Annotated in this window: 20 protein-coding genes and 3 pseudogenes; 5 read left to right on the plus strand and 18 right to left on the minus strand. The window is 67.8% G+C overall.

The annotated features are described in order from the left end of the window. Positions 1-6: 6 nt before the first annotated feature. Positions 7-457 (minus strand): annotated as a pseudogene (locus OG609_RS37855) (alpha/beta hydrolase fold domain-containing protein); the annotation flags it as partial. 312 nt (positions 458-769) lie between these two features. Further along, positions 770-1,531 carry a maleylpyruvate isomerase family mycothiol-dependent enzyme gene (locus OG609_RS37860; protein WP_327276933.1) on the minus strand — a complete coding sequence of 254 codons (762 nt, stop codon included), beginning with the start codon at positions 1,529-1,531 and terminating at the stop codon, positions 770-772. A gap of 64 nt (positions 1,532-1,595) precedes the next feature. Here OG609_RS37860 and OG609_RS37865 point away from each other — a divergent pair, with 64 nt between their 5' ends. Beyond that, complete coding sequence (locus OG609_RS37865) at positions 1,596-2,555, plus strand: MerR family transcriptional regulator (protein WP_327276934.1); 960 nt, start codon at positions 1,596-1,598, stop codon at positions 2,553-2,555. 585 nt (positions 2,556-3,140) lie between these two features. Here OG609_RS37865 and OG609_RS37870 read toward each other — a convergent pair. The 11 genes from OG609_RS37870 to OG609_RS46430 form a co-directional block, all read right to left on the minus strand. After that, on the minus strand, positions 3,141-3,968 hold the full coding sequence (locus tag OG609_RS37870; protein WP_327276935.1) for a PhzF family phenazine biosynthesis protein: 828 nt from the start codon (positions 3,966-3,968) through the stop codon (positions 3,141-3,143). A 266-nt stretch (positions 3,969-4,234) separates the two neighbouring features. Further along, positions 4,235-4,693 (minus strand): CBS domain-containing protein, encoded by a 459-nt coding sequence (locus tag OG609_RS37875; RefSeq protein ID WP_327276936.1) that lies wholly within the window; start codon positions 4,691-4,693, stop codon positions 4,235-4,237. A gap of 216 nt (positions 4,694-4,909) precedes the next feature. Beyond that, positions 4,910-5,209, minus strand: coding sequence for a hypothetical protein (locus OG609_RS37880; protein ID WP_327276937.1), 300 nt, complete (start codon positions 5,207-5,209; stop codon positions 4,910-4,912). A gap of 190 nt (positions 5,210-5,399) precedes the next feature. Continuing rightward, positions 5,400-6,476: a 2,3-diaminopropionate biosynthesis protein SbnA gene (gene sbnA / locus OG609_RS37885; RefSeq protein WP_327276938.1), complete on the minus strand. Its 1,077-nt coding sequence runs from the start codon at positions 6,474-6,476 to the stop codon at positions 5,400-5,402. Positions 6,477-6,687: 211 nt separating this feature from the next. Continuing rightward, the gene (gene sbnB, locus OG609_RS37890; RefSeq protein WP_327276939.1) at positions 6,688-7,758 is read right to left on the minus strand and encodes a 2,3-diaminopropionate biosynthesis protein SbnB; all 1,071 of its coding nucleotides are present in this window, start codon (positions 7,756-7,758) and stop codon (positions 6,688-6,690) included. Next, entirely contained in the window at positions 7,755-8,759 is a 1,005-nt protein-coding gene (locus OG609_RS37895) for a TauD/TfdA family dioxygenase (protein WP_442818032.1), read from the minus strand. The genes sbnB and OG609_RS37895 overlap by 4 nt, the downstream gene beginning before the upstream one ends. A 23-nt stretch (positions 8,760-8,782) precedes the next feature. Further along, the gene (locus OG609_RS37900) at positions 8,783-12,070 is read right to left on the minus strand and encodes a non-ribosomal peptide synthetase (protein ID WP_327276940.1); all 3,288 of its coding nucleotides are present in this window, start codon (positions 12,068-12,070) and stop codon (positions 8,783-8,785) included. Between the two features lie 62 nt (positions 12,071-12,132). Further along, positions 12,133-14,667 (minus strand): Pls/PosA family non-ribosomal peptide synthetase, encoded by a 2,535-nt coding sequence (locus tag OG609_RS37905; RefSeq protein WP_327276941.1) that lies wholly within the window; start codon positions 14,665-14,667, stop codon positions 12,133-12,135. A gap of 838 nt (positions 14,668-15,505) precedes the next feature. Next, a complete protein-coding gene (locus OG609_RS37910; RefSeq protein ID WP_327276942.1) occupies positions 15,506-15,982 on the minus strand; it encodes a (2Fe-2S)-binding protein in 477 nt (158 codons plus the stop codon). Positions 15,983-16,000: 18 nt separating this feature from the next. Beyond that, positions 16,001-16,432 carry a hypothetical protein gene (locus OG609_RS46425; RefSeq protein WP_442818033.1) on the minus strand — a complete coding sequence of 144 codons (432 nt, stop codon included), beginning with the start codon at positions 16,430-16,432 and terminating at the stop codon, positions 16,001-16,003. Continuing rightward, positions 16,429-16,974, minus strand: coding sequence for a hypothetical protein (locus tag OG609_RS46430; RefSeq protein WP_442818034.1), 546 nt, complete (start codon positions 16,972-16,974; stop codon positions 16,429-16,431). The genes OG609_RS46425 and OG609_RS46430 overlap by 4 nt, the downstream gene beginning before the upstream one ends. 496 nt (positions 16,975-17,470) lie before the next feature. On the opposite strand from OG609_RS46430, the gene OG609_RS37920 reads away from it, so the two are divergent. Further along, the gene (locus tag OG609_RS37920; protein ID WP_327276943.1) at positions 17,471-18,400 is read left to right on the plus strand and encodes a TIGR03619 family F420-dependent LLM class oxidoreductase; all 930 of its coding nucleotides are present in this window, start codon (positions 17,471-17,473) and stop codon (positions 18,398-18,400) included. Positions 18,401-18,692: 292 nt separating this feature from the next. On the opposite strand, the gene OG609_RS37925 is transcribed toward OG609_RS37920, so the two are convergent. Beyond that, complete coding sequence (locus OG609_RS37925; protein WP_327276944.1) at positions 18,693-18,911, minus strand: TetR family transcriptional regulator C-terminal domain-containing protein; 219 nt, start codon at positions 18,909-18,911, stop codon at positions 18,693-18,695. A 28-nt stretch (positions 18,912-18,939) separates the two neighbouring features. Here OG609_RS37925 and OG609_RS37930 point away from each other — a divergent pair. Continuing rightward, positions 18,940-19,149: pseudogene (locus OG609_RS37930) on the plus strand (cytosine or purine or uracil or thiamine or allantoin permease); the annotation flags it as partial. A gap of 89 nt (positions 19,150-19,238) precedes the next feature. Here the strand turns inward: OG609_RS37930 and OG609_RS46435 are convergent. Further along, positions 19,239-19,382, minus strand: a pseudogene (locus tag OG609_RS46435) (MMPL family transporter); the annotation flags it as partial. Between the two features lie 44 nt (positions 19,383-19,426). Beyond that, on the minus strand, positions 19,427-20,224 hold the full coding sequence (locus tag OG609_RS37940) for a serine hydrolase (RefSeq protein ID WP_327276945.1): 798 nt from the start codon (positions 20,222-20,224) through the stop codon (positions 19,427-19,429). A gap of 779 nt (positions 20,225-21,003) precedes the next feature. On the opposite strand from OG609_RS37940, the gene OG609_RS37945 reads away from it, so the two are divergent. After that, on the plus strand, positions 21,004-22,458 hold the full coding sequence (locus OG609_RS37945) for a glyceraldehyde-3-phosphate dehydrogenase (protein WP_327276946.1): 1,455 nt from the start codon (positions 21,004-21,006) through the stop codon (positions 22,456-22,458). Positions 22,459-22,898: 440 nt separating this feature from the next. Here OG609_RS37945 and OG609_RS37950 read toward each other — a convergent pair whose 3' ends face one another. Beyond that, positions 22,899-23,258: a peptidoglycan-binding domain-containing protein gene (locus OG609_RS37950; RefSeq protein ID WP_327276947.1), complete on the minus strand. Its 360-nt coding sequence runs from the start codon at positions 23,256-23,258 to the stop codon at positions 22,899-22,901. 662 nt (positions 23,259-23,920) lie between these two features. Continuing rightward, positions 23,921-24,076, minus strand: coding sequence for a hypothetical protein (locus OG609_RS37955; protein ID WP_189277832.1), 156 nt, complete (start codon positions 24,074-24,076; stop codon positions 23,921-23,923). A 272-nt stretch (positions 24,077-24,348) separates the two neighbouring features. Between OG609_RS37955 and OG609_RS37960 the strand changes: the two genes are divergently transcribed. After that, on the plus strand, positions 24,349-25,404 hold the full coding sequence (locus OG609_RS37960) for a PP2C family protein-serine/threonine phosphatase (RefSeq protein WP_327276948.1): 1,056 nt from the start codon (positions 24,349-24,351) through the stop codon (positions 25,402-25,404). The last annotated feature ends 86 nt before the right edge of the window (positions 25,405-25,490 follow it).

Below are 25,490 nucleotides of genomic sequence, written 5' to 3' on the forward strand. Positions count from 1 at the left end.
TGGTGCTCAGCAGGCAGGTCCGCTGCTCGCATCGGACTGTGTGAGGATGCGCCGAAGCCGGCGGGAACGGGCGTTGCGGGCGTCCTGGCTGATAGCTGCTCATGGTGCGATGGTGTCGAAACCGTGGAAGGAACCGTGCCATACGTGCAGTTCGGCTTGGCCACCGGCCCGCCAGATCGCATGGGCATAGGCCACATCCTCGTCCCTGAAGGTCTCGGCCGACCCGACCTCGATGTAGGCCGGGGGTAGCTCGGACAGATCCGTAGCGCGGGCGGGAGCCGCGTAGGGCGGCAGGTCCGCAGCGCCGTACTGGTTGCCCAGCAGCGCCTGCCACGCGGCTGCTGGAGACGGTGTTGTTGCGGTCTTCGAGCATGAGGTACAGGAGCAGTTGCCCGATCGGTGCGGGCCCGTCTCGGTCGCGGGGGAGCAGGGCGAGTGCCGCGGCGAGTCCGCCGCCGGTCCTCGGCGTCCGCCGCGCCCGGTGCCACCAGCCATGTGACGACCACGTACCACTGGTGACGCCCACGGCTGGTGGCACCGGGCGCGGCCCGGGGACGGCGACGTGCTCGACCGCTACCGCTCTGCCACCTCACCCGCGCCGGCCTGCTGCGCGATCTGGGCCGCTGTCAGGAGGCCATACAGGCCGACGAACACGCCCTGCACGGGCCGTCAACCCGCCCCAACAGGCGCTGCTGAAAGCGGATCGGGTGGGGCCAGATCGCCAGGCGAACCAACGCGGCGCTGGAAACGCGTTGCGGATCACCTGAGGCTAGAGCACCGTGTGGGCCAGCCAGTGGTCCAGCAACGCGCGGTCGCCCGTCACCGGCACCCGGTTGTCCTTTGGAGCGACGCGGTGGGAAAACACCAGCATGAGGTCCGCCACGGCCCCCGACACCACCACGTCGGCCTCGGCCGACCCGCGCTCCCACCGCACCGACTCAGGCGTCCTGGTGATCACCCAGCCCTCCATGGACCTCGGCCGGAACCCGATCCGCTCGCCCCGGCCACGCAGCCCGGCGACCGCCGGCCTGGCCGTCTCAAAGGCCGGCGTGGACAGCAGGTCCAAGTTCTCGCTGATCACGTCGGCCGCGAGGTCGTCGGCGATCTCGAACGCGGTGTCCGTCGCAAACGCCGCGTCGTAGTGGTGGACACAGGTGTCGCTCAGCACCCTGCGCAGCCAGAAGGCCGCCGGCCGCGGCCCGAAGAACGTGTGCATATCGGTGTCCGTGCCGGTCTCCTGGATCGCGCGGATCAACTCCTCCGCGCCCTCGCGCAGCCACCGGGCCCACTCGTCCGGCGCACCGGGATCGGCCTGCCGCGGGTCAGGGACGGGCAGCTGTTCGCCCTTGCGTACGAGTTCGGCCGCCCACCGGTGCTCCTGGCCGATGTGCCCGACAAGGGTACGCAGCGGCCATTCCGGGCAGGTGGGCACCCGAGTGTCCGGGTCCCTTCCGGCGACCGCGCGGGTGAACCCTCCGGTCTGCTCCCGCAGGCCCTCCACGAGCCGTGCGGTGTCCAGCGTCGACGTCATCACGAAAGCTCCTCTCACGGGGTAACGCCGGTACGGTAGGAACTCCAGTCCAGTGGAGGTTCAAGTGCCTTTGCTCGATGAGACGCTTGGGATCGGCGACCTGGCGCGGCTGACTGGCGTGCCGGTACGGACCATTCGCTTCTACTGCGACGAAGGCATCGTCGACTCGGTGCGCAGCACGGGCGGGCACCGCAGGTTCGACCAGGCGGCCGTGGAGCGGCTCGGCCTGGTCAGACGGCTGCGCGGGCTCGGGATCGGCCTGATCTCCATCAGGCACGTGCTCGCCGGCGAACGCTCCGTGGCCGAGGTCGTCGCGGCCGAGCGGGCCGCGCTCGATGTGCAGCTCGCGGACCTGGCCTGGCGGCGCGCCTCGCTGCGAGCGGTCGAGGAGGCCGGACCGGCCGACCGGGCCGCCAGGCTGGAGCTGCTGGCCGCCGTGGAGAGCGGGGGTGCCGCCCGCAACGCGCTGATCGACTTCTGGAGACGCACGATGGTCGCCCCGGTGTCTGAGCTGATGCTCACCGCGTTCGTGACCATGGCCGTGCCCGAGCCGCCCACCGACCCGACCCCGCCGCAGGTCGTCGCATTCGCTGAACTGTTCGCCCTGGCCGGCGACCGGGCACTGACACGCGGCCTGCTGGCCATGGCGCGGGCCAACGCCGAACTGATCGCTGACGAGGCCGAGCTGATGAACGGGATCAGTGAGGCGTGCGCGCTGGCCCGGCCCATGGTGCAGGCGGGCGAGCCTCCCCGCGTGGGCCCCGAACTCGATCGGTTCGTCGCGGCACACGCCTCGGTGCGCGGCGGCAGCGACACCCCGCAGTTCAGAGGCCGGCTGCTGGCCCACGTGGCTGCCGACCGTGACCCGCGGATGCGCCGCTATTGGCGGCTCGTGGCCGAGGCCGGCGGCGACCCGGCCACACTCGGCGCGTCCCACCTGTGGCTGACCGACTCCCTCGAACGCTCCGTAAGTCCCGACGGCGCCGCTGAGGCGTGCCCAGCAGACCGGGGCGGTCCGGGGTGACGTCGGGGGCCGGAGGATGTGCAGTCGCTGTCGGCCAGTTGCTCGATGATGGAACAACTCCGGGAGGGTTCCGTGGGCACGCCGGGCCTGCTGTCGGCTGTGATGTGTGACGGTCTGTGAGCGGACGCCGCCGTAACGACCTCGCCCGCGATTGTCAGCGGCGTCGCGGTGTCCGGGACCTCCGTCTCCGGCGTTGTCGTCAGTCGCCGACGCTCCGCGTCGACTCCCTCCTCCGCCCTGGATTCGAAGGCCCCGGACGCCGCTCCTTCCCCCACTGCCAATCGTGGGCGAGGTCGTAAGAAACTGCGGTGAAGTAACACCCATGACGAAACTCCCCGCTGTGAGATATGCGGTGAGCTCCTGTCGTCCCGCGCGGTTCTGCGGAGCGCGTGCCGGCAGAAGGCCCACCGCCCGCACAGATCCTGGTGCCGACTCGTCCTGGATACCGCGGAGTTGTGGTGCGCTGGGCCTCGATCAGATGGACGGGGCTCGCCGAGGGGACAGCCGAGTGGGACATCCCGGCGGGACACAGGCTGAGACGGTCTCAGGAGTCGCAGATGGGCAGCGGAACCGGCCGGACGAGCTCTAGGCGTGCAGGGTGCCGTCCATGACCGTGACGGCGTTTCCTGTGAGGTGGACGCGGTCGCTGTGCACAGCAGTGTGGACCAGACCAGGACGCGCGGACGCCTGGAGGCCGGTGAGTTCGTCACGGCCAAGTCGCGTCGACCAGTACGGGGCGAGCGCGGTGTGGGCGCTGCCCGTGACCGGGTCTTCGAGAATACCCTCGGCCGGTGAGAAGAAGCGGGACACAAAGTCGTACTTCAGACCGGTCTCAGCCGCCGGGGCCGTGATGATGACGCCGCGCAGGCCCTCGTGGCGCGTCAGGGCGGCTACCGCGTCCAGGTCGGGAGTCACGGCCCGAACGGTGGCTTCGTCGGGCAGGACTGTCAGCAGATCGCCGAGCGCGCCGGTATGGAAGGTGGCTTCAGGCCTGACCGCCAGTGCCTCGGCCAGTCCTTTCGGTGCGGGGACTTCGGTGCCGGGCGCGGCCGGAAAGTCCAGAGTGACGCTGCCTCCCTCGTGGGCGTGGCTGACCAGGACGCCACTCCGCCGACTGCTGAACCGTACGGTGCCCAGGAGACCCCGCTCCTCGCGCAGGATGTGCGCCGTAGCCAATGTGGCATGGCCGCACAGATTGGTCTCGACGAGCGGTGCGAACCAACGGATCGCCCAGTCGGCCTCGGACTCAACAGGCAGCGGGAGAGCGAATGCGGTCTCTGAGTAGTTCATTTCGGCTGCAACCTGCTGCATCCAGGTGTCTTGCGGCCACTCTCCGGCGGGCAGGAGACACACACCTGCCGGGTTCCCGGAGAACGGACGATCAGTGAACGCGTTGACAACATGGAATCTCATGCGAGGACCGTAGCAATGCCATTTGGCGCCCAACCAAGTCCAATCTGAGATAAGTGGACTGGCTATGAATGGGCGCAGATGACGGCCCAGGGGTCGTCCCATGAAATCTTCGATGAGTGGAGGCGCGGTCCGGCATGGTCCGTGCATGCATCGCGGATCATGCGTTCTGTGCATGCGGCATCTACCAGCTCATAGGCGCGGCGGCCGAACGCCGTGCGGACCGGACACCCGGTCGGCGACTGTCTTCCGGGGTTCGAGGAGACGACTCAGTGCGCGGACCGTCCGGACACTCCAGCGCTCGCATATACGCGGCTCGCAAACTCGGCAATCTGTTCGTCGCTCAGATTCTTCGCAAGGTTGGCCTCCGTGATCATGCCGACCAGACGGTGGCCGCTCTGGACGTCGATCACCGGCAACCGCTTGATCTGATGTTCCTCCATGGTCGTCAGGACATCGGTGGCGTCCGCTTCGGCATCGATCCAGTGCACCCTGGCATTGAGCGATCCGGCCTGCACGGTTGCCGGGTCGACGCCCTCGGCGCAGCACTTGACGATGATGTCACGGTCGGTGATCAAGCCTGTGAGCTTGTTGTTGTCGCCGCAGATGGGCAGGCAACCGACGTCCAGATCGCGCATCATCTTCGCCACGTCGAACAGCGACTGGTGCGCGCCGACGCACTGTACGCCGCCGGACATGATGTCTCGCGCTCGCAGCTTCTCAGCCATGATTTCCTCCCGTTCTCGACAGCGTTTGTGTCCCCCGCCATCGATCACAACACGAATGGCTCAACACCGCCCCCCGACAGCGTCAGCAAGACAGGGAAACCGAGGCCGGCCGCGATCGCGCACGGATCCAGGCGCTCGTACAATCCTTTTGGCGCCATCGGCCGTGACTTCGGCCCGCCGACCCCATGGTGCCGTCAGCATGCGGAACGATGACTGCTATGGCTCCAGGTGACTGAACCCCACCTCGAAGCGCTCGATCGAGACAACCCGTTGGCCTTCCCTCTTTGCGATTTCTTCGCGGAGCCGGGTCGTCCTTTCCTCGCTGGCCTGCATGGTCTGCTCGTCATCCCACAAGGTCAGCGACTTGGCCTTCCCAGAGGCTCGGTCGACGAGGTAGTACACGCCCCGGAAGCCGGAGACCTCCCGGACCTGCTCGAGAGTCTCCTCCCAGTTCGCGGTCAGGCCTCCCTGCGCAGGAACCGGTGATCCCTCATAGGTGCTCAGCCTCGCGAACATAGCTGCCACCCCTTCCTGGCCGGCTGCCGGTCGAGGGACAGGCAGCTTCACGATCAGAGTGCTCCGGCATGGCGCACGTCGCATGCCGAGCAGCCGTTCCGTCCATCCACCGACCTCGGTGGCACGCGGGTTGCAGCAGCCAGGAGGGCCTTGTCGGGGCTGCCGGCTCCGTGGACAGAACACCCAGGTCTTACGATCCTGGGGCTGACGGTGCGGGTTGCCATTGCGGTTGCCGGTCTGCAGGGTCCAGCCGCCGGCCCCACCGTGGTGCTGGCGCGGGGGTGGCCGCCCAGGCACCGGCGGCCACCTCGTCGGAGTCGAGCACGTCCTCGCCGTAGAGATCCTGCAGCCAGTTCGTCTGGTAAATGGTGTCGAGGTAGCGCTCGCCGAGGTCCGGGCCGATGGCCACCGCGGTGAGTTCGCGGGCGTCATGTCGGGCCAACCAGTCCGATGCTCCGCTGACCACCGTGCCGGTGGAGCCGCCGAACAGGAATCCGCGCCTGGCCAGACGGTGACAGGTACGGATGGTGTCCGCCTCCTCGATATATATCACCTCATCCACATAGGACTCGTCGAGCAGCGGCGGGCGCATGCTCATCCCCAGGCCGGGAATCATCCGGCGGCCGGGCGGACCGCCGAAGGACACCGACCCGGCGCTGTCCACCGCGATGATCCGCACCGGCCGGTGCCACTCCCGGAAGTAGCGCGCGCAGCCCATCAGGGTCCCGGTGGTGCCGGCCCCGACGAACAACACGTCCAGCTGCGGGAACTGGCGGGCGATCTCCGGCGCCGTCTTGCGGTAGTGCGCCTTCCAGTTGCTCGGATTGGTGTACTGGCTGAGCCACACGTACCGGTCGTCGGAGGCGCACAGCGCGCGGATGTACTCGATCCGCGCGCCGAGAAAGCCGCCGTTGGCCTCCTGATCGGCGATCACGTGCACCTGGCTGCCCAACGCCTCCATCATCAACCTGGTCGACAGGTTGCCGCGGGAGTCCGTCACACACAGGAACCGGTAGCCTTTGCTCGCCGCGATCATGCTCAGCGCCACGCCGAGGTTCCCAGATGAGGACTCGACCAGGATCGATTCCGGCGTCAGGACTCCATCCCGCTCAGCGGCCTCCACCATCTCGGTCGCGGCCTTCAACTTGATCGAGCCGGCGAAGTTGAAGCCCTCACACTTCAGGAAGAGCGAGTGCCCGATGATCGACCGAAGGTCGACATAGAGCTCCTCTTCGTTGAAGGCGTAGGGAACGGATACGACGGGCACGATGGTCTCCTCTTATCTGGAGCAGAGCACTTTCGGAACGTCCATCCGACCGTGGGCGGGCTTCTCGCTTTGCGGGCGGGAGCCTGTGCCCGACCGAGCCGGACGGGGCCCTGCGTCAGCGGCCGCTGTCTCGTGCGTCAGGGCCTGCTGAGACTTGAGTGGTGATCTCCTGGGATCAGCCGTGGGTTGGCCTCCTGGGCTCTCGGCCGGCTCATCCGTACCGGCTCAGTTCGTGGAAGAAGTCGTCGACGACGTGCAACTCTCCGCGGCGGACCACTTCGGTGTAGACGTACTTGCCCACCGCGAGATCGAGCACCCCGAGGCCGAAGGGCGAGAACACCACCGGCCGGTCCGCCGGTACCGTCACCCGCCCGGCCATCACGTCATCCAGCGTGCCGTGCAGGAAGTCCCGGTTGCCCGTGAGCTGCTCGGCCAGATGCGGCGAGGTGTCGGCCTTCAGGCAGTGCTCGATGTCATCGACGACGTTGGTCGAGGCGAGCAGGATCTCCGGCGCGAGGTCGCGCAGCGACACGTGCAGCACCAGCGGATTGTGTGCGAACCACGACAGGTCGCTGACATGCGGCTGACCGGCGACGGTGGCGAAGACCAGCAGGTCGCTGTTGCGGATCAACTGCTCGGCGCTGTCGTGCACGGTGATCCGGCCGGCGCTGCCCGACTGCTCCAGGTAGCAACGGAAGCCTGCCGCGCTGTCGGCGGACAGGTCGTGCACGCCGATCTCGTCGAACGACCAGCCGGTGCCGGCCAGGAAGGTGTGGATGTAGCGGGCGATCAAGCCCACCCCGAAGAACCCGACACGCGTCGGTCGCGGCCGGTCGCGGCTGAGCCAGTCGGCCGCCGACGCCGCCGACGCTGCCGTCCTGGTGGCGCTGATGATCGAGCTTTCCAGACAGGCGAACGGGTAACCGGTGTCGTGGTCGTTGAGGATCAGCACAGCCGAGGCCCTCGGGATGCCGGCCGTCACGTTCTCCGGGAAGCTGGAGATCCACTTCAGGCCGTCCACCCGCACCTCCCCGCCGATCGAGGCGGGCAGCGCGATGATGCGGGAGGACGGGCGGTCGGGGAAACGCAGGAAGTACGACGGCGGGTTCACCGAATCACCGGCGCCGTGCACCCGGTAGGTGGCCTCCACCAACTCCACGATCTTCTTCTCGCATCCGTGCAGCGCGCGCTGGACCTGGGCACCGGAGATCACCGCGAACGGTGGCACGGTGATCGGCGCGGCCGTCGCGGACTGTGTTGCGGTGGAACTGATGGTGGTCATCCTGCGGTCACCTCGATGGTTGGCGAGCAATCGGCCAGATGCACCGGGTCGGCCATGGCGACGAGCACTTCGCGCGGTCCCTCGAAGGGCTCCCTGCTGTGCGCGGTGCGGATGTTGTCGACGAGCATCAGGTCGCCGGCCTGCCACGGCTCGCGTGCGGTGTTGGCCTCGTAGACGCTGTTGAGCAGCTGCACGACGTCCTCGCCGATCGGGTCGCCGTTGCCGAAGCGGGTATTGAACGGCAGCCCGTCGGCGCCGTAGACGTCCACCAGGTACTCGCGCACCTCGGGGGCCATCGTCCACTCGTTGAGGAACGCAATCTGGTTGAACCAGCAGCGCCGACCGCTGACCGGGTGACGCACCACGGCGCTGCGGCGCTGTCTGGTGCGCAGTCCACCGTCGGGCTGCCACTCGAACGTGATCGCGTTGGCGCGGCAGTAACTCTCGACGGCACCACGGTCCTCGGTGCCGAACGCTTCGGCGATGGACGCCCCGATCTCTTCATTGTAACTGCGGTTGAGCAGCCAGCCCTCCCGCTCGAACCGCTCTGTCAACTCGGCGGGCAGCGCGTCGAGCACGGCCGGTGAGTCGGCCACCGCGGTCGCCCCGCCGTCGGTGGGTGCGCTGAGGCAGGCGAACATCATCAGGCCGGGGAACTCAAGCGTGTAGCTAAGTTCATGGTGCATGCACATTGGCTGGTTCGGCGGCCATTTCGATGAGGAGTACACGCCGTCGGAGTAGGTCCGTCGGGGCGCGAAGACCTCCTTCTCGGTCATCAGACCGGTGGCCAGCTTCGAGAAGACGGCGCCGGTCTCGGCCGCATTGCGCAGCCCGAGGCCGCGGACCAGGACCGAACCGTGCTCGGCGACGACAGCGCGCAGCGCGTCCCGGTGCTCGGCCGCCCAGCTCAGCGCGCCGTCGGTGGCACCGGTCCGCAGCAGCGGAGGTTTGCCGGGTTCCAGTTCCACGTCTTCCAGCGACGCCGTGGGCATGAACGACATCTCGATTTCCTTTCAGTTGCCACTCAGAAAGAAGCGAACAAGTCGGCGGCGCGCAGCACGGCCTGTGCCGCCTCGGTCGGACGGGTGTGCAGGAAGTGGTGGCCGCCGTCGGCGAGCTCGTGCAGGTCGACCTGCTCGGCCAGGAGCTGCCAGTCGCGGTACCGGTGCGGGTACTCCGCTGTGCTCGGGTCGTCGGCGGCAACGACCACGGTGACCGGAGCGGACAGCTTCGGCGCAGGCGGGCCGTCCAGGGCGTCGGCGAAATAGCGGTGTGCGGACACACAGTCGTGCCGGTAGGCGGCACCGACGTGCTCGGCGTGCTGCGGGTCCAGCTCAACGAGCTCTGTGTACCCGCCGTCCGCGCTCAGCTCTGCGGCGATCTCGGCGTTGCTCAGCCCGGTCAGCTCGGTGATGGTGGCGCGCCGGTGGGCGGCGTCGCCGAGCAGCTGCGCGCCGAGGAACACCCGTTGGACGTCCACCCCGCGCTCCTGCAGCTTTCTGGCCGTCTCGACGGCCAACGCGGTGCCCGAGGAATGGCCCCACAGCAGGACCCTGGTCAGGCCGCGTTGGATGATTTCGACGACGACCTGCTCGACCACCTGTGCCATCGGCGTGATCGGCTCGCTTTCGGCGGCCACGTCGTGACCGGGCAGCTCGACGGCGTAGACCGCCGGCCCCCCGCCCGCCAGCGCCCTGGCCATCGGCTGGAAGTTCACCGCGTTGCCGCCGGCGTAGGGGAAGCACACCAGGGCAGCGGCCTGCGCACCGTCCGATTCCGACAGTGGCTGAAGCAGCCCGGAGGGCCGCTCGGACCTGCCGTCGACCGGTCCGGAGCGCCGCTCGGACCTGCCGTCGACCAACCCGGCCAGATCGGCGAGGATCGGGTGACGGGTGACGTCCTTGAGGGACACCGCACGGTCCAGGGTGATCGCCAGCTTCACTGCCGACAGCGACGTGCCGCCCCGGTCGAAGAAGTGGTCCCGCCGTCCGATCTGGTTCTGCGGGATGCCGAGCACCTTCGCCCATGCGGCTGCCAACTGCTGTTCGGTCGGCGTATTCGGCGCGCGGTAGTCGTCCTGGACGACGTCGAGTTCTTCGGCGAGCGCCCGCAAAGTTTTCCTGTCGATCTTGCTGTTGGCCGTCAGCGGCAGATTTTCCCGCCAGTGGAAGGCCGACGGGACCATGTACTCGGGCAGCGACTCACCGAGCCGGTCCAGCAGGACGTCGGCATCGAGTGGCTGCAGACCGGAGTAGAACGCCACCAGGTGTTTGCTCTGGTCGGCCCGCTCGGTGACCACCACTGCACCGTCGCGAACGCCGGGCACTCGCACCAGGGTGTTCTCGATCTCGCCGATCTCGATCCGGAAGCCACGAATCTTCACCTGGGTGTCCCGGCGTCCGAGGAACTCCAGCTTGCCCTCGGGCTGCCAGCGGCCGTAGTCGCCGCCCCGGTAGAGCCGGGCGCCCTCACGGTGCGGATCGGCCAGGTAGGCCTGCCGGGTGCGCTCGGGGTCGTTGACGTATCCGCGGCCGACGCAGACGCCGGAGAAGACGATCAGACCGGGTGCACCGAGCGGCACCGGGGTCAGGTGCTCATCGACGACATAGACGTGCACGTTGTTGACCGGGGGACCCAGCGGGACCCCGTCCCCGTCCGGCACGTGGTCCATGACCTCGTGGTTGGTGTCGTCCGAAGTCTCGGTCAGCCCATAGGCGTTGACCAGCTTGATCCCGGGCTGGGCGGCGAACCAGCGCTGCGTGAGCTCCTTCTTCAGCGCCTCGCCGGTGACCGACACGCAGCGCAGGTCCGGCAGCTCGCGGGGGTACTGCTGCAGACAGGACACGACGACGTCCAGGTAGGAGGGTACGACCTGGAGGACGGCGACCCGGCCGTCAACGATCTTGTCGACGAATTGCTGGACGTCCAGGATCACTTCCTGCTCCACCAGCAGGGTCCGCCCCCCGACGAGGAGCCCGGACACCAATTGCCACAGCGAGATGTCGAAGCACTGGGGTGCGGTCTGGGCGACCACCTGTCCCTCGCTGATCTCGAGGTCATCGATCTTGGCGTAGAGGTGGTTGAGCATGCCCGCGTGCTCGCACATCGCGCCCTTGGGCTCACCTGTGGAGCCGGAGGTGAAATAGATGTAGGCGAGCTGGTCCGGTGCGACGCGGAGGCCCAGATCGTCGTCGGCATGGTCTTCCTCGTAGGCTGCGCCGACGAATAGCTTCCGGACCCCGGACAGCGAGTCGAGGGCCTGGTCGAGCGTGGAGGTGCTGCCGGGTTCGGTCAGCACGAGCCCGCATGCGGCACGGGAGAGCATGGCCGCGAGGCGATCGGCCGGGAAGGTCGGCTCGATGGGCAGGTACACGCCGCCGGCCTTGAAGACCGCGAGGACGGCGGCCATCCAGTCCAGGTTGCGCTCCGTCACCACCGCGACCACACCCTCGGGGCGCAGCCCCCGCGCCAGCAGGGCTCGTCCCAACCGGTTGGCACGCGCGTTGAGTTCCCGATAGGTCAGCTGCCGTTCCCCATGCACCGCCGCGATGGCGTCCGGGTGTGCCGCCACCCGCTGCTCGAACAGCTCGTGGAACCGGCGGTCCGGCAGCTCCCGGCGCGGACCGGCGAGCCCTTCGAGCTGGAAGCGGATTTCCTCGGCGGAGAGCAGGCTCTGCCGCCCGTGCTCGGCGTCGGGATCGGCGGCGATCAGCGCAAGTGCGGTCAGGTGGTAACCGGCGATTCTGACGGCGCAGTCCGCGTCGAGTGCGTCGGTCCGGTACCGCAGCCGCAGCACGAGGCGGCCTTCGCGTTGCGAAGAACCCACCCACAGCACGGTGTCACCGGCGAGTTCGCCACCCAAGCCGTGCGGATCGAAAACGGCCTCGATCGACGGTTCGGCCAGACCCAGCTCGCGCCTGAGCTCATCGACCGGAAAGTCCTTGTGCAACAGCAGATCGGACGCGACTCGATGGGTGTTCAGCAACAGCGTCCGCCACGAGTCGGGTTCGGTCGTCAGTCGGCAGGGCAGCAGCGGGCCGCCCTCCGCAGTGACGTAGCCGGTCGCGACCTCGTGCTCGCCGGACAGCGCGGCGAGCACCTTGGCGTGCGCGGCCAGCAGCACCGAGTCGAGCGGCACGGCCAGGTCCTCGGTCAACCGGCCCAACGCCGCCACGACGTCGTCCGGGACCGTCGCCTCGTGTTCGCCGACGCCCGTCACCGGTTCGAGCGTCCACCGCGGGATTGCGGTGAATCCACCGGCGACGAGCACAGCGCGCCAGAACTCCCGGTCGGCCTGCACTTGCATTTCCATCTCGTCGTCTCTCTCCATTCACTGTCGCGACTGTGCTGTCCAGCGCCGACAGGGCGGCGCTGCTACCTCTTCCGCGTCAGTGCCTCGGGCTGATAAGGGGCTTCTCGCGTTTCCGTGGCGGGGTTTCCTCCCCAGCGTGCGTGCTGTGGGACTTCCTCGCCCTTCATGAGAAAGGAGTCGGGGGCGAGCACCGCGCCGTCGCCCATCGTCACGCCGTAATGGACGTGGGATCCCACACCGAGGGTGCAGCCGACGCCGAGGGTGCTGCGATCGGACTTGAAGGTGCCGTCCTCCTGCGAGTGACACTGGATCTTGCTTCCCGCATTGAGCGTGCAGTCGTCCCCGATGGTGGTGAGCGTCCGCTCCGTCAGATAGCAGCCGTCGTCGAAAACCCTGCTGCCGATACGAACACCCAGCATCCGCCAGATCACGTTCTTGAAAGGGGTGCCGTTGAATACGTTGAGGTACGTGTCAGGCACCTTCCAGAGGCGCTCGTGCCACCAGAAGTACGGGTCGTAGATGGAACACAACTGCGGTCGCAGCGCACGGAATGCCGCGATGCCGCGCTCCACCAGTACAAAGTAGACGGCGGTGAACCCAAGGCTGAACACCAGGAACGCGGCGATCAGCACGTGCCCGTAAGTACCGTACAGATCGACGTTCGCCAGGCCGATCACCGTGAGCACGAAGAAATGCAGCCAGCGCACGAGCAGGAAGAAGACCATCGAGCGGATGTTGTAGCGGTTCTTTGCGGCGAGGCTGCTGTGCAACTCGTCGCCGGTCCGGAGATGGTCGAACCGGGAGTCGCGCTCGACCGACCGGGGAATCTCGAAGCACGGCGAGCCGAGCAGGCCCACGCCCTCGCGAACCTCACCGTCGAGCGGAACCATCACCTTCGTCGCGAGGAGGCAGTTCTCGCCCGTCCTGGCTCCTGAGGGAAAGGCGATGTTGTTCCCGATGAAGTTGTGTGGCCCGATCGAGGCCCGGGACACCCGGAAGGACGTACTCGAAAAGTCGGCATTGACGATGGAGAGCCCGTCGGCGACCATCGTTCCGCTGCCGACAGAGCACAGGTACGGGGTCTCGTGCTGCACTTCCGTGCCGAAGTTCGACCCGGTCTGCTCGACCCGGGACAAGTCGTATCCGAGGCCGCGCAAATAGTGGACGATGCAGGAGCTGTCACCGAACAGCCATTTGAAAAACTTGATGTTGGTCATGCGCCCGATCGCCCGGTGTGCCGAGTAATGCAACCCGTACAGCGGATAGACCTTGTCCGGTTTGACGACCAGGTTCAGCAGCCGTGGAACAGTGAACAGTACGGCCAGGCCCACGACGACGAAGCCGAAGAACAGCACGAAGGAAAGGATCAGCGCGTCGATGTAGAGGTCCGGAGATGTGAACCCGACCGTGCCCGGGCCCAGCCGGTTGTGCAGCGCCGGAACCAGGGTAAACAGCATGTACGTGCCCCCGACGGCCAGCGGCACGTAGAGGAAGAACAGCTGAAGCACGGTGACGAGGCCGAAGCCGGCCCGGCGCAGCGTGCCGCACTCGGCCGGCCCGATCCTCAGGTAGTCATGCTCCGTGAGCTGTGCCGGGGATCCGTGCCAGCGCTGGCCGTCCGGGACCACCTGGCCGCTGTACAGCGTGGACGTGTGGCCGAGTTGCGCCCCGTCGCCCATCGACGTGTCGATGTCGAGCACGGTCTTCTCGCCGATGAACACGTCCCGGCCAAGGGTGATTCGGCCGGTCTGGATACGGCCGGCGTGCGCCCGGTAGCAGAGGAAGAACGAGTCTTTGCGGATCACCGTGCCTGCGCCGATCGTGAGCAGGTCGGGGCAGGCCGGAACGTTGCGGGAGAGGATCGTGACTCCCTTGCCGATCCGTGCGCCCAGGGCTCGCAGGTACAGCACGTACAGGGGATTGCCGACGAAGAAAATCATCGGATTGGCGTGGATCAGCACCTTGACGGTCCAGAAGCGCAGATACGTCAGGCCCCAGACCGGGAACTCGCGCGATTTCCACCGGCCGACGAGGAGCCATTTGGCCACGATCGGGAAGGTGCACAGACCGACGAAGCCGACGCCGCCGAAGACGAACGATCGCAGGTAGATGCCGATCAAATCCGAGCCGGCGGAGACCCATGCATAGCCCAGGTCGGCAACAAGTCCGGCGAGGAACGAATATCCCAGGAAAAGCAGGAACTGCAGCGTTCCGCACAGGGCGTACTGCACCGTGCCGGCCGGAGTCACCATTTCGGCCGGTGCCGGGACCGACGACTTGGCAGGGGCGGGCGCGGCGTCCGCGAGCCCCGTCGCCAGGCTTCGGATCGTCGGGTGCCGGTAGATGTCCTTCATCGAAGCCGATGGGAGGTCCGCCCGCTTCCTGACCCGTGCGCAGAAATGGGCCATCACCAACGAATTGGCGCCGAGGTCGTCGAAGAAGTTGCTGTCGACCGACACCTGTTCGACACACATGACGTCAGCCAGCACCTTGGCGAGGTCTGTCTCGATGCCGGTCCCCGGGTCGGAGTACCTGCGCGTGTTGATCGCAGATTCATCCGGCCCGGACATCAAGACCTCGACGGATTTCTCCTCCATGCGGGCTCCTTGAAGCGAACTTTCGAGTGCCGTCGGCCATTACGGTCGGCGCCCCGTACTCGCGCTTTTTCGGTGGCCGGAGCGAGTAGTCCGGAAGTCACGAGGCCGGGATCCGTTGTCCGATTCCCAAACCGTCGCCTTAGTCTCAACTGTCCACCGTCGGGTTGCCACCCGAACATCCGCCAAAAGAGGGGGACCGGTTCGCGGGGGCGCGTGGATATGGCCAAGGCGGTCGGGAGCGATGCTGAATGCGCCCGCCTTCTCCGGACGGGCGCCGCCTTGTGGACGGGCGTGACCGTCCGGGTCAGCGATCGGCCCGTAGCGCCGCGTCGTACGGAGACGACTTCGGCTGTGATGGAGAACGCGGTGTCCTCCGGGGTGACGGCGCCCAGGTCGAGGCCGATCGGGTGGTGCAGGCAGGCGAGCAGGTTCGCGTACAGGCGTTGGTGAAGGTGGCGCGGGCATCGCACACGGTGACGTGGAACCCCGGGAATCGGTCGGCCCCGGAGAACGAGGTGGCATGGTCCCGCGCGCGGAAGATCGGCTGTCGGGGTGGTGCCGTCCAAGGTTCGGGACCGGGCGGACGGGGTGTTCTCGTGAACACGACCTCCAGGTCCGGCCCGTGGTTCGCGCTCTCGGCGCGGCCGCTGCCGAGCACAGTACTGTCGGCGCGCGCGGCGAGGGTTGTCCCGACCTGGGCTGGCGCATTGCCGCGTACGGCGACAGAGCCGGCCATGGCGAAGGGATCGCCGTGGTTCCGGCGGCACAGCAGCTCTGCCGCCAGGTCGCGCAAGGGTTGCCTCCTCAGCAGTGGGTGTACAGCGGCTGACGGCCCGGGTCACATGTTCTTCGCGCCTGTCTTGGTGGCCTCCCGGATACGCGTGTACGTGCCGCAGCGGCAGATGTTGCGGATCTCGTGGAGGTCACGGTCCTCGATCTCGCGCCCATCGGCAGTGGCCTGCCGGACCTTGGCGACGGCGGCCAGGATCTGGCCTGGCTGGCAGTAGTCGCACTGTGCGACGTCCGGGTCCAGCCAGGCCTCCTGCATCGGATGCAGGTCCTTGCCGACGGTGGCGGGCAGCCCCTCGATCGTGGTGATCTCGTCGTCCGGCGTGATCTTCGACACGGGGACCGAACACGGGTTGAATGCCTTGCCGTTGATGTGCGACGTGCAGGCCTGGCGCACGCCGAGACCGCAGCCGTACTTGGGTCCCGTGACGCCGAGCAGATCGCGCAGCACCCACAACAGTCGTACGTCGTCCTCGGCCTCGACGGTGATCTGCTCGCCGTTGAGCTCGAAAGTGTGGCTTGCCATGGCTGGACTCAGGGCTCCTCAGTAGGCGCGGTCAAGACCGTCGGTGGGGGACTGGGGTGTGGACGGTTCGATGGGCAATGGTTCGAAGCCGAGGGTGCCATGGTTGATCGGGAAGCTCGTCGGCATGCTGCCCGTCGCGCGTGCGTACGCGCAGGCGATGGCGGCGAACGCGGGCGCGACCCCCAACTCGCTTGCTCCGGAGGGCTTGTCGCTGGTGCCCGGCATGACGACAACCCGTAGTTCGGGCGGGGTGTTCCACTGCCGTGTGTAGAAGTAGTTGTCCCAACTGCCCTCCAGCGGTATGCCGTCCTTGATGTGCAGGCTGGAGGTGAGTGCCATGGCGGGAGCGTCGTTGAGACCGCCCATCATCCGGGCGTCCAGGCGACGGGGGTTGATGGCGAATCCCGCGTCGACGACCACCAGGGCCTTTGTGACGCGCGGTCCCGTCACCGCGTCCCGGATCTTCCGGTTGACGGTCTCCGGACGACAGTCGATCTCGACGAGCGTGGCGACCGCGCCCGGTACCCCGAGTGCGGGCCGATGCCCTGGGCCACCCCCGGGGGCAGTGACCTGCCCCAGTCGTCCTCGTCAACCGCCTTGTCCAGGACGGCGCGCAACTGCTCGTCCTTGAGGAACTCGCGACGGAACCCCACGGGGTCTTTGCCCATCCTCGCGGCGAGCTGATCGACGACCAGCTCCCGCGCGCACGCCACATTCGGGGAGTAGATGTTGCGCATGCTGCCGGTGTTGAGCTTCAGCGGCACCTCGTTGAGCAGCTGGGTGGTGACACCGAAGTTGTACGGCGAGGACTGAGTCAGCCCGAAGATCGTCTCGGCGAACGTCAGGTTGCCGGCGACGGGCAACTTCGCCGCCGTCGACGTGATCGTCTCGCCGAGACCGTGGCCGAAGTCGGTCTGCGAACTGGTGTGCCGCTGCTCATAACTGAGGACGTTGCCGAGCGCGTATGTCGCGCGTACACGTGAGACGCACATTGGATGCGTACGGCGAGGGAGAGTTCCACATGGTCGCCACAGTTCGTGATGTCGTGTCCGGTGATGGTGTGGATCCTGAGGAGGCGGCTGAGGACGGTCTCGCGGTGACGGAGCAGCAACTAGGCCGTCCGGACCACGGATCCGGCTGTAGTGACCCAGGCCTTCAGGGTGTCGAGCAGCGTTTGGTGCTCCGCGTCGGCCAGGTCGCGCTCGGCCATCGCATGCTCGTGACGCGCCTCCTCGCCATCCGGAGCCCGACGCCACCCGAGCACTGGCTGAACAATTGGCTGTTCTCACCGCGCGAGCACGCGGTGACAGCCCTGGCCGCCGAGGGCAGGCCCATGGACCTGGTAGGTGGCGAGGCCGGTCGGCGCGGTGCGGGAACATGCCCGAGTTCCGTCCACCGAACCTTGATCACGTTTCGACGGACAGCGAGTAAGGAACAGATGGGTGTCTTACGTTGGTTGTCCCGCAGTCATCATGAAGGAGTGCGTACATGACGATCTCGCTCGGTCTCGGTCTCCCGCAGATGAAGCAGTACGACATCGGCCGCGATGTGGCCACCGTGGCACGTGCGGCGGAGGAGGCCGGATACGCGAGTCTTTGGGTCTTCGAGCGTGTCCTTTTTCCTGAGCCCGCCACCCAGGGGCTGTACGGCGTACCGGGGCTGCCGTGGCCCGACCAGTACCGTAGTGTCGCCGACCCACTCGTCACGCTCGCGCTGGCCGCCGCGGCCACCGGCCGGGCCCGGCTCGGCACCAGCGTCCTGGTCGCGCCTTTGCACGTGCCGTTCCAGCTGGCCCGTTCGCTCGCCTCGCTGGACGTCGCGAGTGGTGGGCGAGTGATCGCGGGCCTCGGCACGGGATGGTCTCTGGACGAGTATGCGGCCGCCTCCGTCGCGCCTTTCGAGAAGCGTGGTGCGGTCCTGGACGAGCTGCTGGACGTGTGTGCGGCCGTCTGGGGCCCGGACCCCGTCTCCTACGAGGGCGAGCTGACCACCATCGCCCCGTCCGAGGTCGGCCCCAAGCCGGTGCGCCCCATTCCGGTCTACCTGCCCGCGAACAGCCCGCGCGCCACCCGCCGTCTGATCGACCGGGCGGATGGCTGGATGCCCGTGGCCATGGGCGCCGACCGGCTGGCCGAGGAGTGGCAGCGGGTACGGGACGTGGCCGCCGAGCGCGGTCGGGAGCGTCCGATCGGTGTCTGCGCCCGTGCCAATGCGCGGTACAGCCCCAAGCCGTTCGAGGGTGCGGGCCGACAGCCCTTCCACGGGAGCGTGGCGCAGATCGTCGAGGACCTGGTGGCACATGCCGAAACGGGCGTACCGGAGTTCCTGCTGGATCTCCAGGGCGCGACGCGCGACGCCGCGGAGCTGATCGACGTGGCGGCCGAGGTGTACGAGGCAGCGCGAGCCGCGGGCGTCTGACGATCGCGCGATGGTGTCCGGGCCCGCTGCCCTGCGCGGACGGATCGCGGACGTCGTCTTGCGGCCGGCCTGTTGATGCGTCCCGGTCGTGCGTCGGCGTAAGTCGCAGCCGCAGCTCGAAGGGGAGCTGGGACGATGTTTTTGTCCCAGCACCCCTCCGGCCCGCACGGGCTGTCCGCATCCCGCTCAGCCGGGCATCCTCCAACGAGGCGACCGACGCTTGCGTCAAGGCCCCGCCCAGTGGGCGGTGTTCCGGGCCGGAGCCCTTCGGACCGATTCTTGAGCAATCGGCTCACTTCCGTTCCACCAGCCGCGCGGTCGCGGACAGTGCCATGCGCAGCGCGCTGTCTCGGTCCGTCCCGTGCTGGCCGAGGACGACGCGCGTACTCAACCCGTCGAGCAGGGCCAGGAGTTCGGAAGCGCGCGCCTGCGTATCCAGGTCCGCTGCGAAGCGGCCCTGCCGCGCCACCGTCCAGTTCGCCGAGCGCTGGATCGCGTACGCTCTCGCCATCGGCTTCGCCGCGCTCCTGGTTTTCCTGCTGGCCGGCGCCGACACGGGCAAATCAGCCGCGCTGCCCGGTGCGTCCGGGTGGAGCCTGGCATGCGTCGTGATGCCGGCCGGTCCGTTCTCGTACGTTCCGATGCCCGCTGACTACACGCGCTACCTCCCGAGGGCGACCTCGCTGCGGTCGCTCACCTGGTACGGCGCCCTCGGCGGCTTCGCGTCGTCGGTCGCTCAGGGCGTGGCGGGGGTGGCCGCAGCCACGCAGACGGACATGACCGACGCCGTGGCGGGCACGGAGCAGCTGCTGCCGGAGTGGGTGCGATCGTTTCGCCCTGCAAAGGTCGCGGCGAGCACGACACCGGCCGAGGTGATGACGCCACCGGTGCCGGCCAGGCCCTCCAGGACGCCACGGGCATGGCCGAGCCGCTCGCTCTCCTCACGTACGCGATGCATCAGGAAGATGGTGTAGCCATACCCAGAGGATCATTTGGAGCAAGCGCCTTCCGCTCAACGGCTCGCTGTCAAGCGGCACCCGTCAGGTCACGATGGATGATGCGGGCCGCTCCTTCGACTGTGCCGACGCCATAGTCCATCGTGCGATTGCCGGTCGAGAGCACAGCCATGCCGTAGTCGTGACCACCGCCGGTGAAGGCGCCCACGCTGTTCACCCGCCATCCGCCGGTGGTGCGCGGCAGCCAGCCATTCTTGACGTGCACGGATGCCGTAGCGGGTGATCCGGCGGGCACCCCCCACCTCTGGTCGGGGGCGACGTGATTCATCAGATCGAGAGCGTAGCTGCGCGAGGAGGGGGTCAGCACCGCATTCTCCGTTGTCAGCAGTTGCATGAGCCGGAGCTGGTCGCCGGCGGTGATCTGGGTGAGGCCCCAGCTCTTACCTGCAGCGGGAACAGTGTGCCGCATCTGTGCCAGAGTCAGGAACTTCTTGTAGCCGGCGGAACCGATCTGGTGCCAGAGGGCGGAGGTCGAGTCGTTGTCCGACTTGGTGATCATGGCAGTGGCCAGCTTCACCTCCCGCGGAGTCAGCTCCCGGTGTGCCTCCTCGGCCTGCCGCAGCAGTGCTCCGAGCACCGAAACCTTCACCACGCTGGCGGAGTCGAAATACGTGTCGGCCTTGAGCTCACAGGTGGTTTCGGTGACCCGGTCGTAGAGGGCCAGCGACCATGTGCCCTGTCGCCCGTTCAGAGCCCCGGCTATGTCGTGGGACAGTTCGGAGGCCAGTCCTGGCTTCTTAGAGGTACAGACGACCTTCGAACCACCCGCCGTGGCACTGACGGTGCCGGCCGACGCCGGGGTTGCCAAGGCGAATACGGTGAGCAATGAGCTTGCGGCCAGAGCAGTGGCCAGACCGCGCCGCGAGCAGGTCAATATGTGTGATCCGTGCATGAAGGCTGTGTCCTGTCTCGCTGTGTGCCGTAGGTCATCTCGCCAGACCTCGCGCGACCGGCTGAGAGTCGGGCTCCCGCTGCGCTTGCTTACATCCGCTCAGCGAAGCGGGCTGCAGCAGGTGGCCGCCCTGGCATCTGTTCGGGCCGCGGAGAATCGGTGAATGGGGATCGGGGCTCAGCGATACCGGATCGGATCCCAATTCATAGGCCACGGCGACCATACGTGGCCCCGAATCCGGGATCTTGAATTTTTGGGGCGAAATGTCCGATATGGGGACTTTGTCGATATGTGATGTTCGCCAAATCGGCAGCCCCTGAAGCGGCGCCATCGAACGCCGAGGCGGCAGGGTGACCCACGTCCTGCCCGGGGATGCGCGGACGCGCCGAGGGGGCGCATCTTGACGCTCGGCCCGCTCCTGGAGCGTCGGATCCCGCGGCCGGCTCGTCGCCGATTCCGCCGGAGGGCTCCTGCCGGACATCCCCGGCTCGCTGTTCCGTAGGTCCGGAGTCTGTTCCGGCCCGGCGCATCCCGCGCCTGGGCGCCGTGCCGACGGAGGCTGTGGTGACGGCTGCCGTCACCGCGCAGTGAACCGGGGGGTCTGATCGTGGCATCCCGCTCGGGAGGCACCGATTGAATGATCAAAGTGGCGTGGGGTTAGCATATGAGCGCCGCCTAGCTCGAAAGATAAACCTGTGACTGTCAATGACGACTCGTTCACCAACTGGAAGAACCGCGAGGAGATCGCGGAGTCGATGATCCCCATCATCGGGAAGCTGCACCGGGAGCGGGACGTCACAGTCCTGCTTCACAGCCGCTCCTTGGTGAACAAGTCGGTGGTCAGCATTCTCAAGACCCACCGATTCGCCCGGCAGATTGCCGGTGAGGAACTCTCGGTCACCGAGACGCTGCCGTTCCTGCAGGCTCTTGCCGCGCTCGATCTCGGTCCTTCCCAGATCGACATCGGCATGCTCGCTGCGACGTACAAGACCGACGGACGCGGTCTCTCGGTGGCGGAGTTCACCGCCGAGGCCGTCATCGGTGCCACGGGTGCCGACAAGATCGAGCGCCGCGAGCCGCGCGACGTCGTTCTCTACGGGTTCGGCCGCATCGGCCGCCTCGTCGCCCGCCTGCTCATCGAGAAGGCCGGCTCGGGCAACGGCCTGCGCCTGCGCGCCATCGTCGTCCGCGGGGGCGGCGGCCGGGCCGACGAGGATCTCGTCAAGCGCGCCTCGCTGCTGCGCCGCGACTCCATCCACGGCCAGTTCCAGGGCACGATCACGGTCGACGAGGCGAACAGCACGATCATCGCCAACGGCAACGAGATCAAGGTGATCTACGCCAACGACCCGTCGGAGGTCGACTACACGGCGCACGGCATCAAGGGCGCCATCCTCATCGACAACACCGGCAAGTGGCGCGACCGCGAGGGCCTGTCCAAGCACCTGCGCCCCGGCATCGACAAGGTCGTCCTGACCGCGCCGGGCAAGGGCGACGTCCCCAACATCGTGCACGGCGTCAACCACGACACGATCAAGCCGGATGAGCAGATCCTGTCCTGCGCGTCCTGCACCACCAACGCGATCGTCCCGCCGCTGAAGGCGATGGCGGACGAGTACGGCGTCCTGCGCGGCCACGTGGAGACCGTCCACTCGTTCACCAACGACCAGAACCTGCTGGACAATTACCACAGCTCCGACCGCCGCGGCCGCTCGGCGCCGCTCAATATGGTCATCACCGAGACCGGTGCCGCCTCCGCCGTCGCCAAGGCGCTGCCCGGCCTCAAGGCGCCGATCACCGGCAGCTCGATCCGCGTCCCGGTGCCGGACGTCTCGATCGCGATCCTCAGCCTGCGGCTCGGGCGCGAGACCACCCGCGAGGAGGTTCTCGACTACCTCCGCAACGTGTCGCTGACCTCGCCGCTCAAGCGCCAGATCGACTTCACAACTGCCCCCGACGCGGTGTCGAGCGACTTCATCGGCTCGCGCCACGCCTCGATCGTCGACGCCGGCGCCACCAAGGTCGACGGCGACAACGCGATCCTCTACCTGTGGTACGACAACGAGTTCGGCTACTCCTGCCAGGTCATCCGCGTCGTCCAGCACGTCTCCGGGGTGGAGTACCCGACCTACCCGGCCCCGGCGGTCTGATCTCGGCAGACTGCCCGATCCGGCGTCCCGGCAGGCGGGGCGGCAACCGATGCCGATCGGTATCGGTGGCCGCCCCACCGCCCCCGCCGATCGCCACCGGCAGCGGAATTGGCCGTGGGCCGGGTCACCCGACGCATCACACCGTTTCCGCCACGAACGAGTCGGCGAGTGGTTCATACCCTGGCCGCAAGCCGCCCCGCACGACTACCTACGTTCCTCCCGGCGACGCTGCGGCCGTAAGACGCACCCGCCGGTCTTGCCTTGTCCGAGGCAGCGAGAGCCGGCAGTACGTCACGTCAGGGGGCAGGCGCTCGCGCACGCCCTGTCGATTCACGCAGCGCGGATGGCGCCTCTTCGCAGCCCGCCGGGCAGGGCGCGGCCGACCTCGCGATCGACGCCGACGGCTCGACCGACAGCACTCCCGGCCAAGCCTGGGCAGCTCACTTCGGATACGGGTCGTAGCAGTCCAGTGCGGGGTGGTAAAGCACCTGCCAGGTGTCCTCCTCGACAACCCCGGTTCTGTCCAGACCGTGGCACCCCTGAATCCAGCTGATCTTCTTCGACGTGGCTGAGTCGAAGACCCCGTCGACCGCGAGTTTCGGAACGCCGCCCCACACATTGCTCAGACACTGCGCCTGCTTTACGGACGGACCGGTGTTCACGTACGTGAGCGCGGGACGATCGGTGGAGGACGTGTAGGAGCATGTCTCCTCAGCGGCGGCCACATCGTGCGTCGTCGTCGCCAAAGCCCCGGCGGTCAGCAGTGCTGTGCCGAGGGCCGCACACTTGCGACGGATCATGTCGGGCACTCCTCTTCGTATGGGCATCTGCGCGTCCATCAAGCATGGGGCGCAAGCGTCGTCCCGCGCATTCGGACCGCCGCGCCCGCGCGAGGTGCACCGGCCGGTCCGGAGGCCGGTCGGCCGGTACGCGGACGACCGCTCGGTAGGGCCAGGGGCCTTCGGGGCGGTTGTGGCCCGGGTGCCCGGCCGGGCGGCGCCGACCGTGGACCTCGGGGAGGCAGACGTCGGCGGGGGAGGGGGCGGGAGGCATCGCAGCTCGGAGCGGCCGCTGCCACCGTGCTGCTCACATGCCACGGCTTTCAGCGTGTGCCGCCCTGACCTGGGAGGCAGACGTGTGGAGGGGTCGTGTCACACCGTGGAACGCCGCTCCCCGGCACATCACGGTCGGCCGGGGAGCGGGTGCGGACAGCAGACTGGATGGTCGTTGAAGATCTTCTTCCTTTCGCGGGAGCATTTCTGTCCCTGTCACCCTGGCCCGGCAACTTGTCGGCGACGTTCCGGGGCATCGCCCCGCCGACGTCGGCGGAGCGCCGGCTACGGCCGTGCTCGACTTCTTCGTGATCACGCTCGACGCCCTGCAGGCCTCGCGGCGGGGCATGCAGCGAGCCCCCTCCGGCGCGAGCCGGCGAGGAGCCGCCACCGGACAGCTGCTGTCTCTGTCAGGTCTCCGTGTCCTCAGCGCGGCGCTCACCCTCCGCCTGGGACGGCTGGGTTCGCGTCGTGGCGGGGTGCCGCTCCTCGGCCGGATTCATGTCCTCTTCCAGCCTCTCGCCCTCGGCCTGCGACGGCGTCGGGTACTCGTCGTTCTCGCTCACGGCCGCCTCCATAGTCGGAACGAATGCATACAAAATGAGCCTAACGCTTCGTCCAGTCGGGCAGCACGTCCACGACGCGTCACGGGAGTTCCGCGCTCAGCCCCCAGCAGGTGGCGAGGAGCTCACCGGGCCCGACCGCACCTGGCCGACTCGTCAGCCGCCGGGCGGCGGTGCACTGTGGAGACGTGGGCCTCAGTGGACGTTTTGCGGGTCTGTGGGAGTCATGGCGGCCGAGCCACGCCCTGCTGGCGATTCCCGTTGTGCTCATCATCGTGATCACAATCGTGGACATCTTCGTGCCGGAGGACGTTCATCTGGGACCACTGCTGGTCATCGCGCCCGCGATCACTGCCTCATTCGCCGGCCCTCTGCTGACCGGAGTGATCGGACTCCTCGCCGTGGCGGCCCAGGCATACATAGGCCTGCAGCTCGGCGTGCTGTCCTCCCGGAACTGGGTGGTGCAGATCGCCGCCCTCGCTGGGCTCTCGGCCCTGATCGTGTTCTTCTGCGTGGTACGAGAGCGGCGAAGACGGGAGCTCGCCCAGGTGCGGTCGGTGGCCGAAGCCGCGCAGCACGTTCTGCTGTGGCCGCTCCCGGACCGTATCGGCCCGCTACGGATCGCCTGCCTGTACCTGGCTGCCGAGGACGAGGCCCAGATCGGCGGGGACCTGTACGCAACCACCCGCATCGAAGGCGGAACGCGGGTGCTGATCGGTGACGTGAGAGGCAAGGGCCTGGCCGCCATCGGAGAAGCCGCCCTTCTGCTCGGCGCCTTCCGCGAAGCCGCCCACCAGCACAGCGGCCTGCCCGCACTGGCCGCGGCCCTCGAACAGAGTGTCTCCCGCTACCAGGCCGACTTCGAGCCGGAAGAGGAGGCCGGGGAACGCTTCGCCACCGCCCTGCTGCTGGAGATTCCCGACCAGGGCCAAATCAGCGGCATGACCAGCTGTGGACACCCTGCACCGCTGCTGCTGAGCCCAGGGCACGCCGTCACAGTCCCGAGTCTGCACCCGGCGCCCCCGTTGGGGGTGGGCGGCATGGGGCCGACGGGCCACGTCCTTGACGTGTTCACCTTTGAGGAAGGAGACACGCTCCTCCTCTACACCGACGGCGTCATCGAGGCACGCGACCGAGGCGGAGACTTCTACCCGTTCGCGGAACGGGCCGCCCGGTGGGCCGAGAGCTCCCCGGAGGCACTCCTGCACCACCTGCGAGGCGACCTCCTCGCCCATGCCGGCGGACATCTGGGCGACGACGCAGCCTTCGTCGCGATCCACCGCAATCCCGTCCCCCATCCGGGAGGCCCCCACGGAGATCTCCCACCCTGACGGTTTCCGCGGCGGGGCGTTGCTGTTGCTGTTCACACTGCTCGGGCCAGAGTTGCCTCGCCTCTCGATTCCACATTCAGAGTGGT

Origin of the sequence: Streptomyces sp. NBC_01224 (genome assembly GCF_036002945.1) — a bacterium.
Taxonomy (GTDB): domain Bacteria; phylum Actinomycetota; class Actinomycetes; order Streptomycetales; family Streptomycetaceae; genus Streptomyces.

Coding starts and splice junctions, on each gene's coding strand:
- OG609_RS37895 (WP_442818032.1), bottom strand. CDS start 8,759: ATGTCGTTCATGCCCACGGCGTCGCTGGAAGACGTGGAACTGGAACCC.
- OG609_RS37950 (WP_327276947.1), bottom strand. CDS start 23,258: ATGATCCGTCGCAAGTGTGCGGCCCTCGGCACAGCACTGCTGACCGCC.
- OG609_RS37925 (WP_327276944.1), bottom strand. CDS start 18,911: ATGGCGAGAGCGTACGCGATCCAGCGCTCGGCGAACTGGACGGTGGCG.
- OG609_RS46430 (WP_442818034.1), bottom strand. CDS start 16,974: ATGTGCGTCTCACGTGTACGCGCGACATACGCGCTCGGCAACGTCCTC.
- OG609_RS37905 (WP_327276941.1), bottom strand. CDS start 14,667: ATGGAGGAGAAATCCGTCGAGGTCTTGATGTCCGGGCCGGATGAATCT.
- OG609_RS37860 (WP_327276933.1), bottom strand. CDS start 1,531: ATGACGTCGACGCTGGACACCGCACGGCTCGTGGAGGGCCTGCGGGAG.
- OG609_RS37910 (WP_327276942.1), bottom strand. CDS start 15,982: ATGGCAAGCCACACTTTCGAGCTCAACGGCGAGCAGATCACCGTCGAG.
- sbnB (WP_327276939.1), bottom strand. CDS start 7,758: ATGACCACCATCAGTTCCACCGCAACACAGTCCGCGACGGCCGCGCCG.
- OG609_RS37920 (WP_327276943.1), top strand. CDS start 17,471: ATGACGATCTCGCTCGGTCTCGGTCTCCCGCAGATGAAGCAGTACGAC.
- OG609_RS37900 (WP_327276940.1), bottom strand. CDS start 12,070: ATGGAAATGCAAGTGCAGGCCGACCGGGAGTTCTGGCGCGCTGTGCTC.
- OG609_RS37870 (WP_327276935.1), bottom strand. CDS start 3,968: ATGAGATTCCATGTTGTCAACGCGTTCACTGATCGTCCGTTCTCCGGG.
- OG609_RS37875 (WP_327276936.1), bottom strand. CDS start 4,693: ATGGCTGAGAAGCTGCGAGCGCGAGACATCATGTCCGGCGGCGTACAG.
- OG609_RS37880 (WP_327276937.1), bottom strand. CDS start 5,209: ATGTTCGCGAGGCTGAGCACCTATGAGGGATCACCGGTTCCTGCGCAG.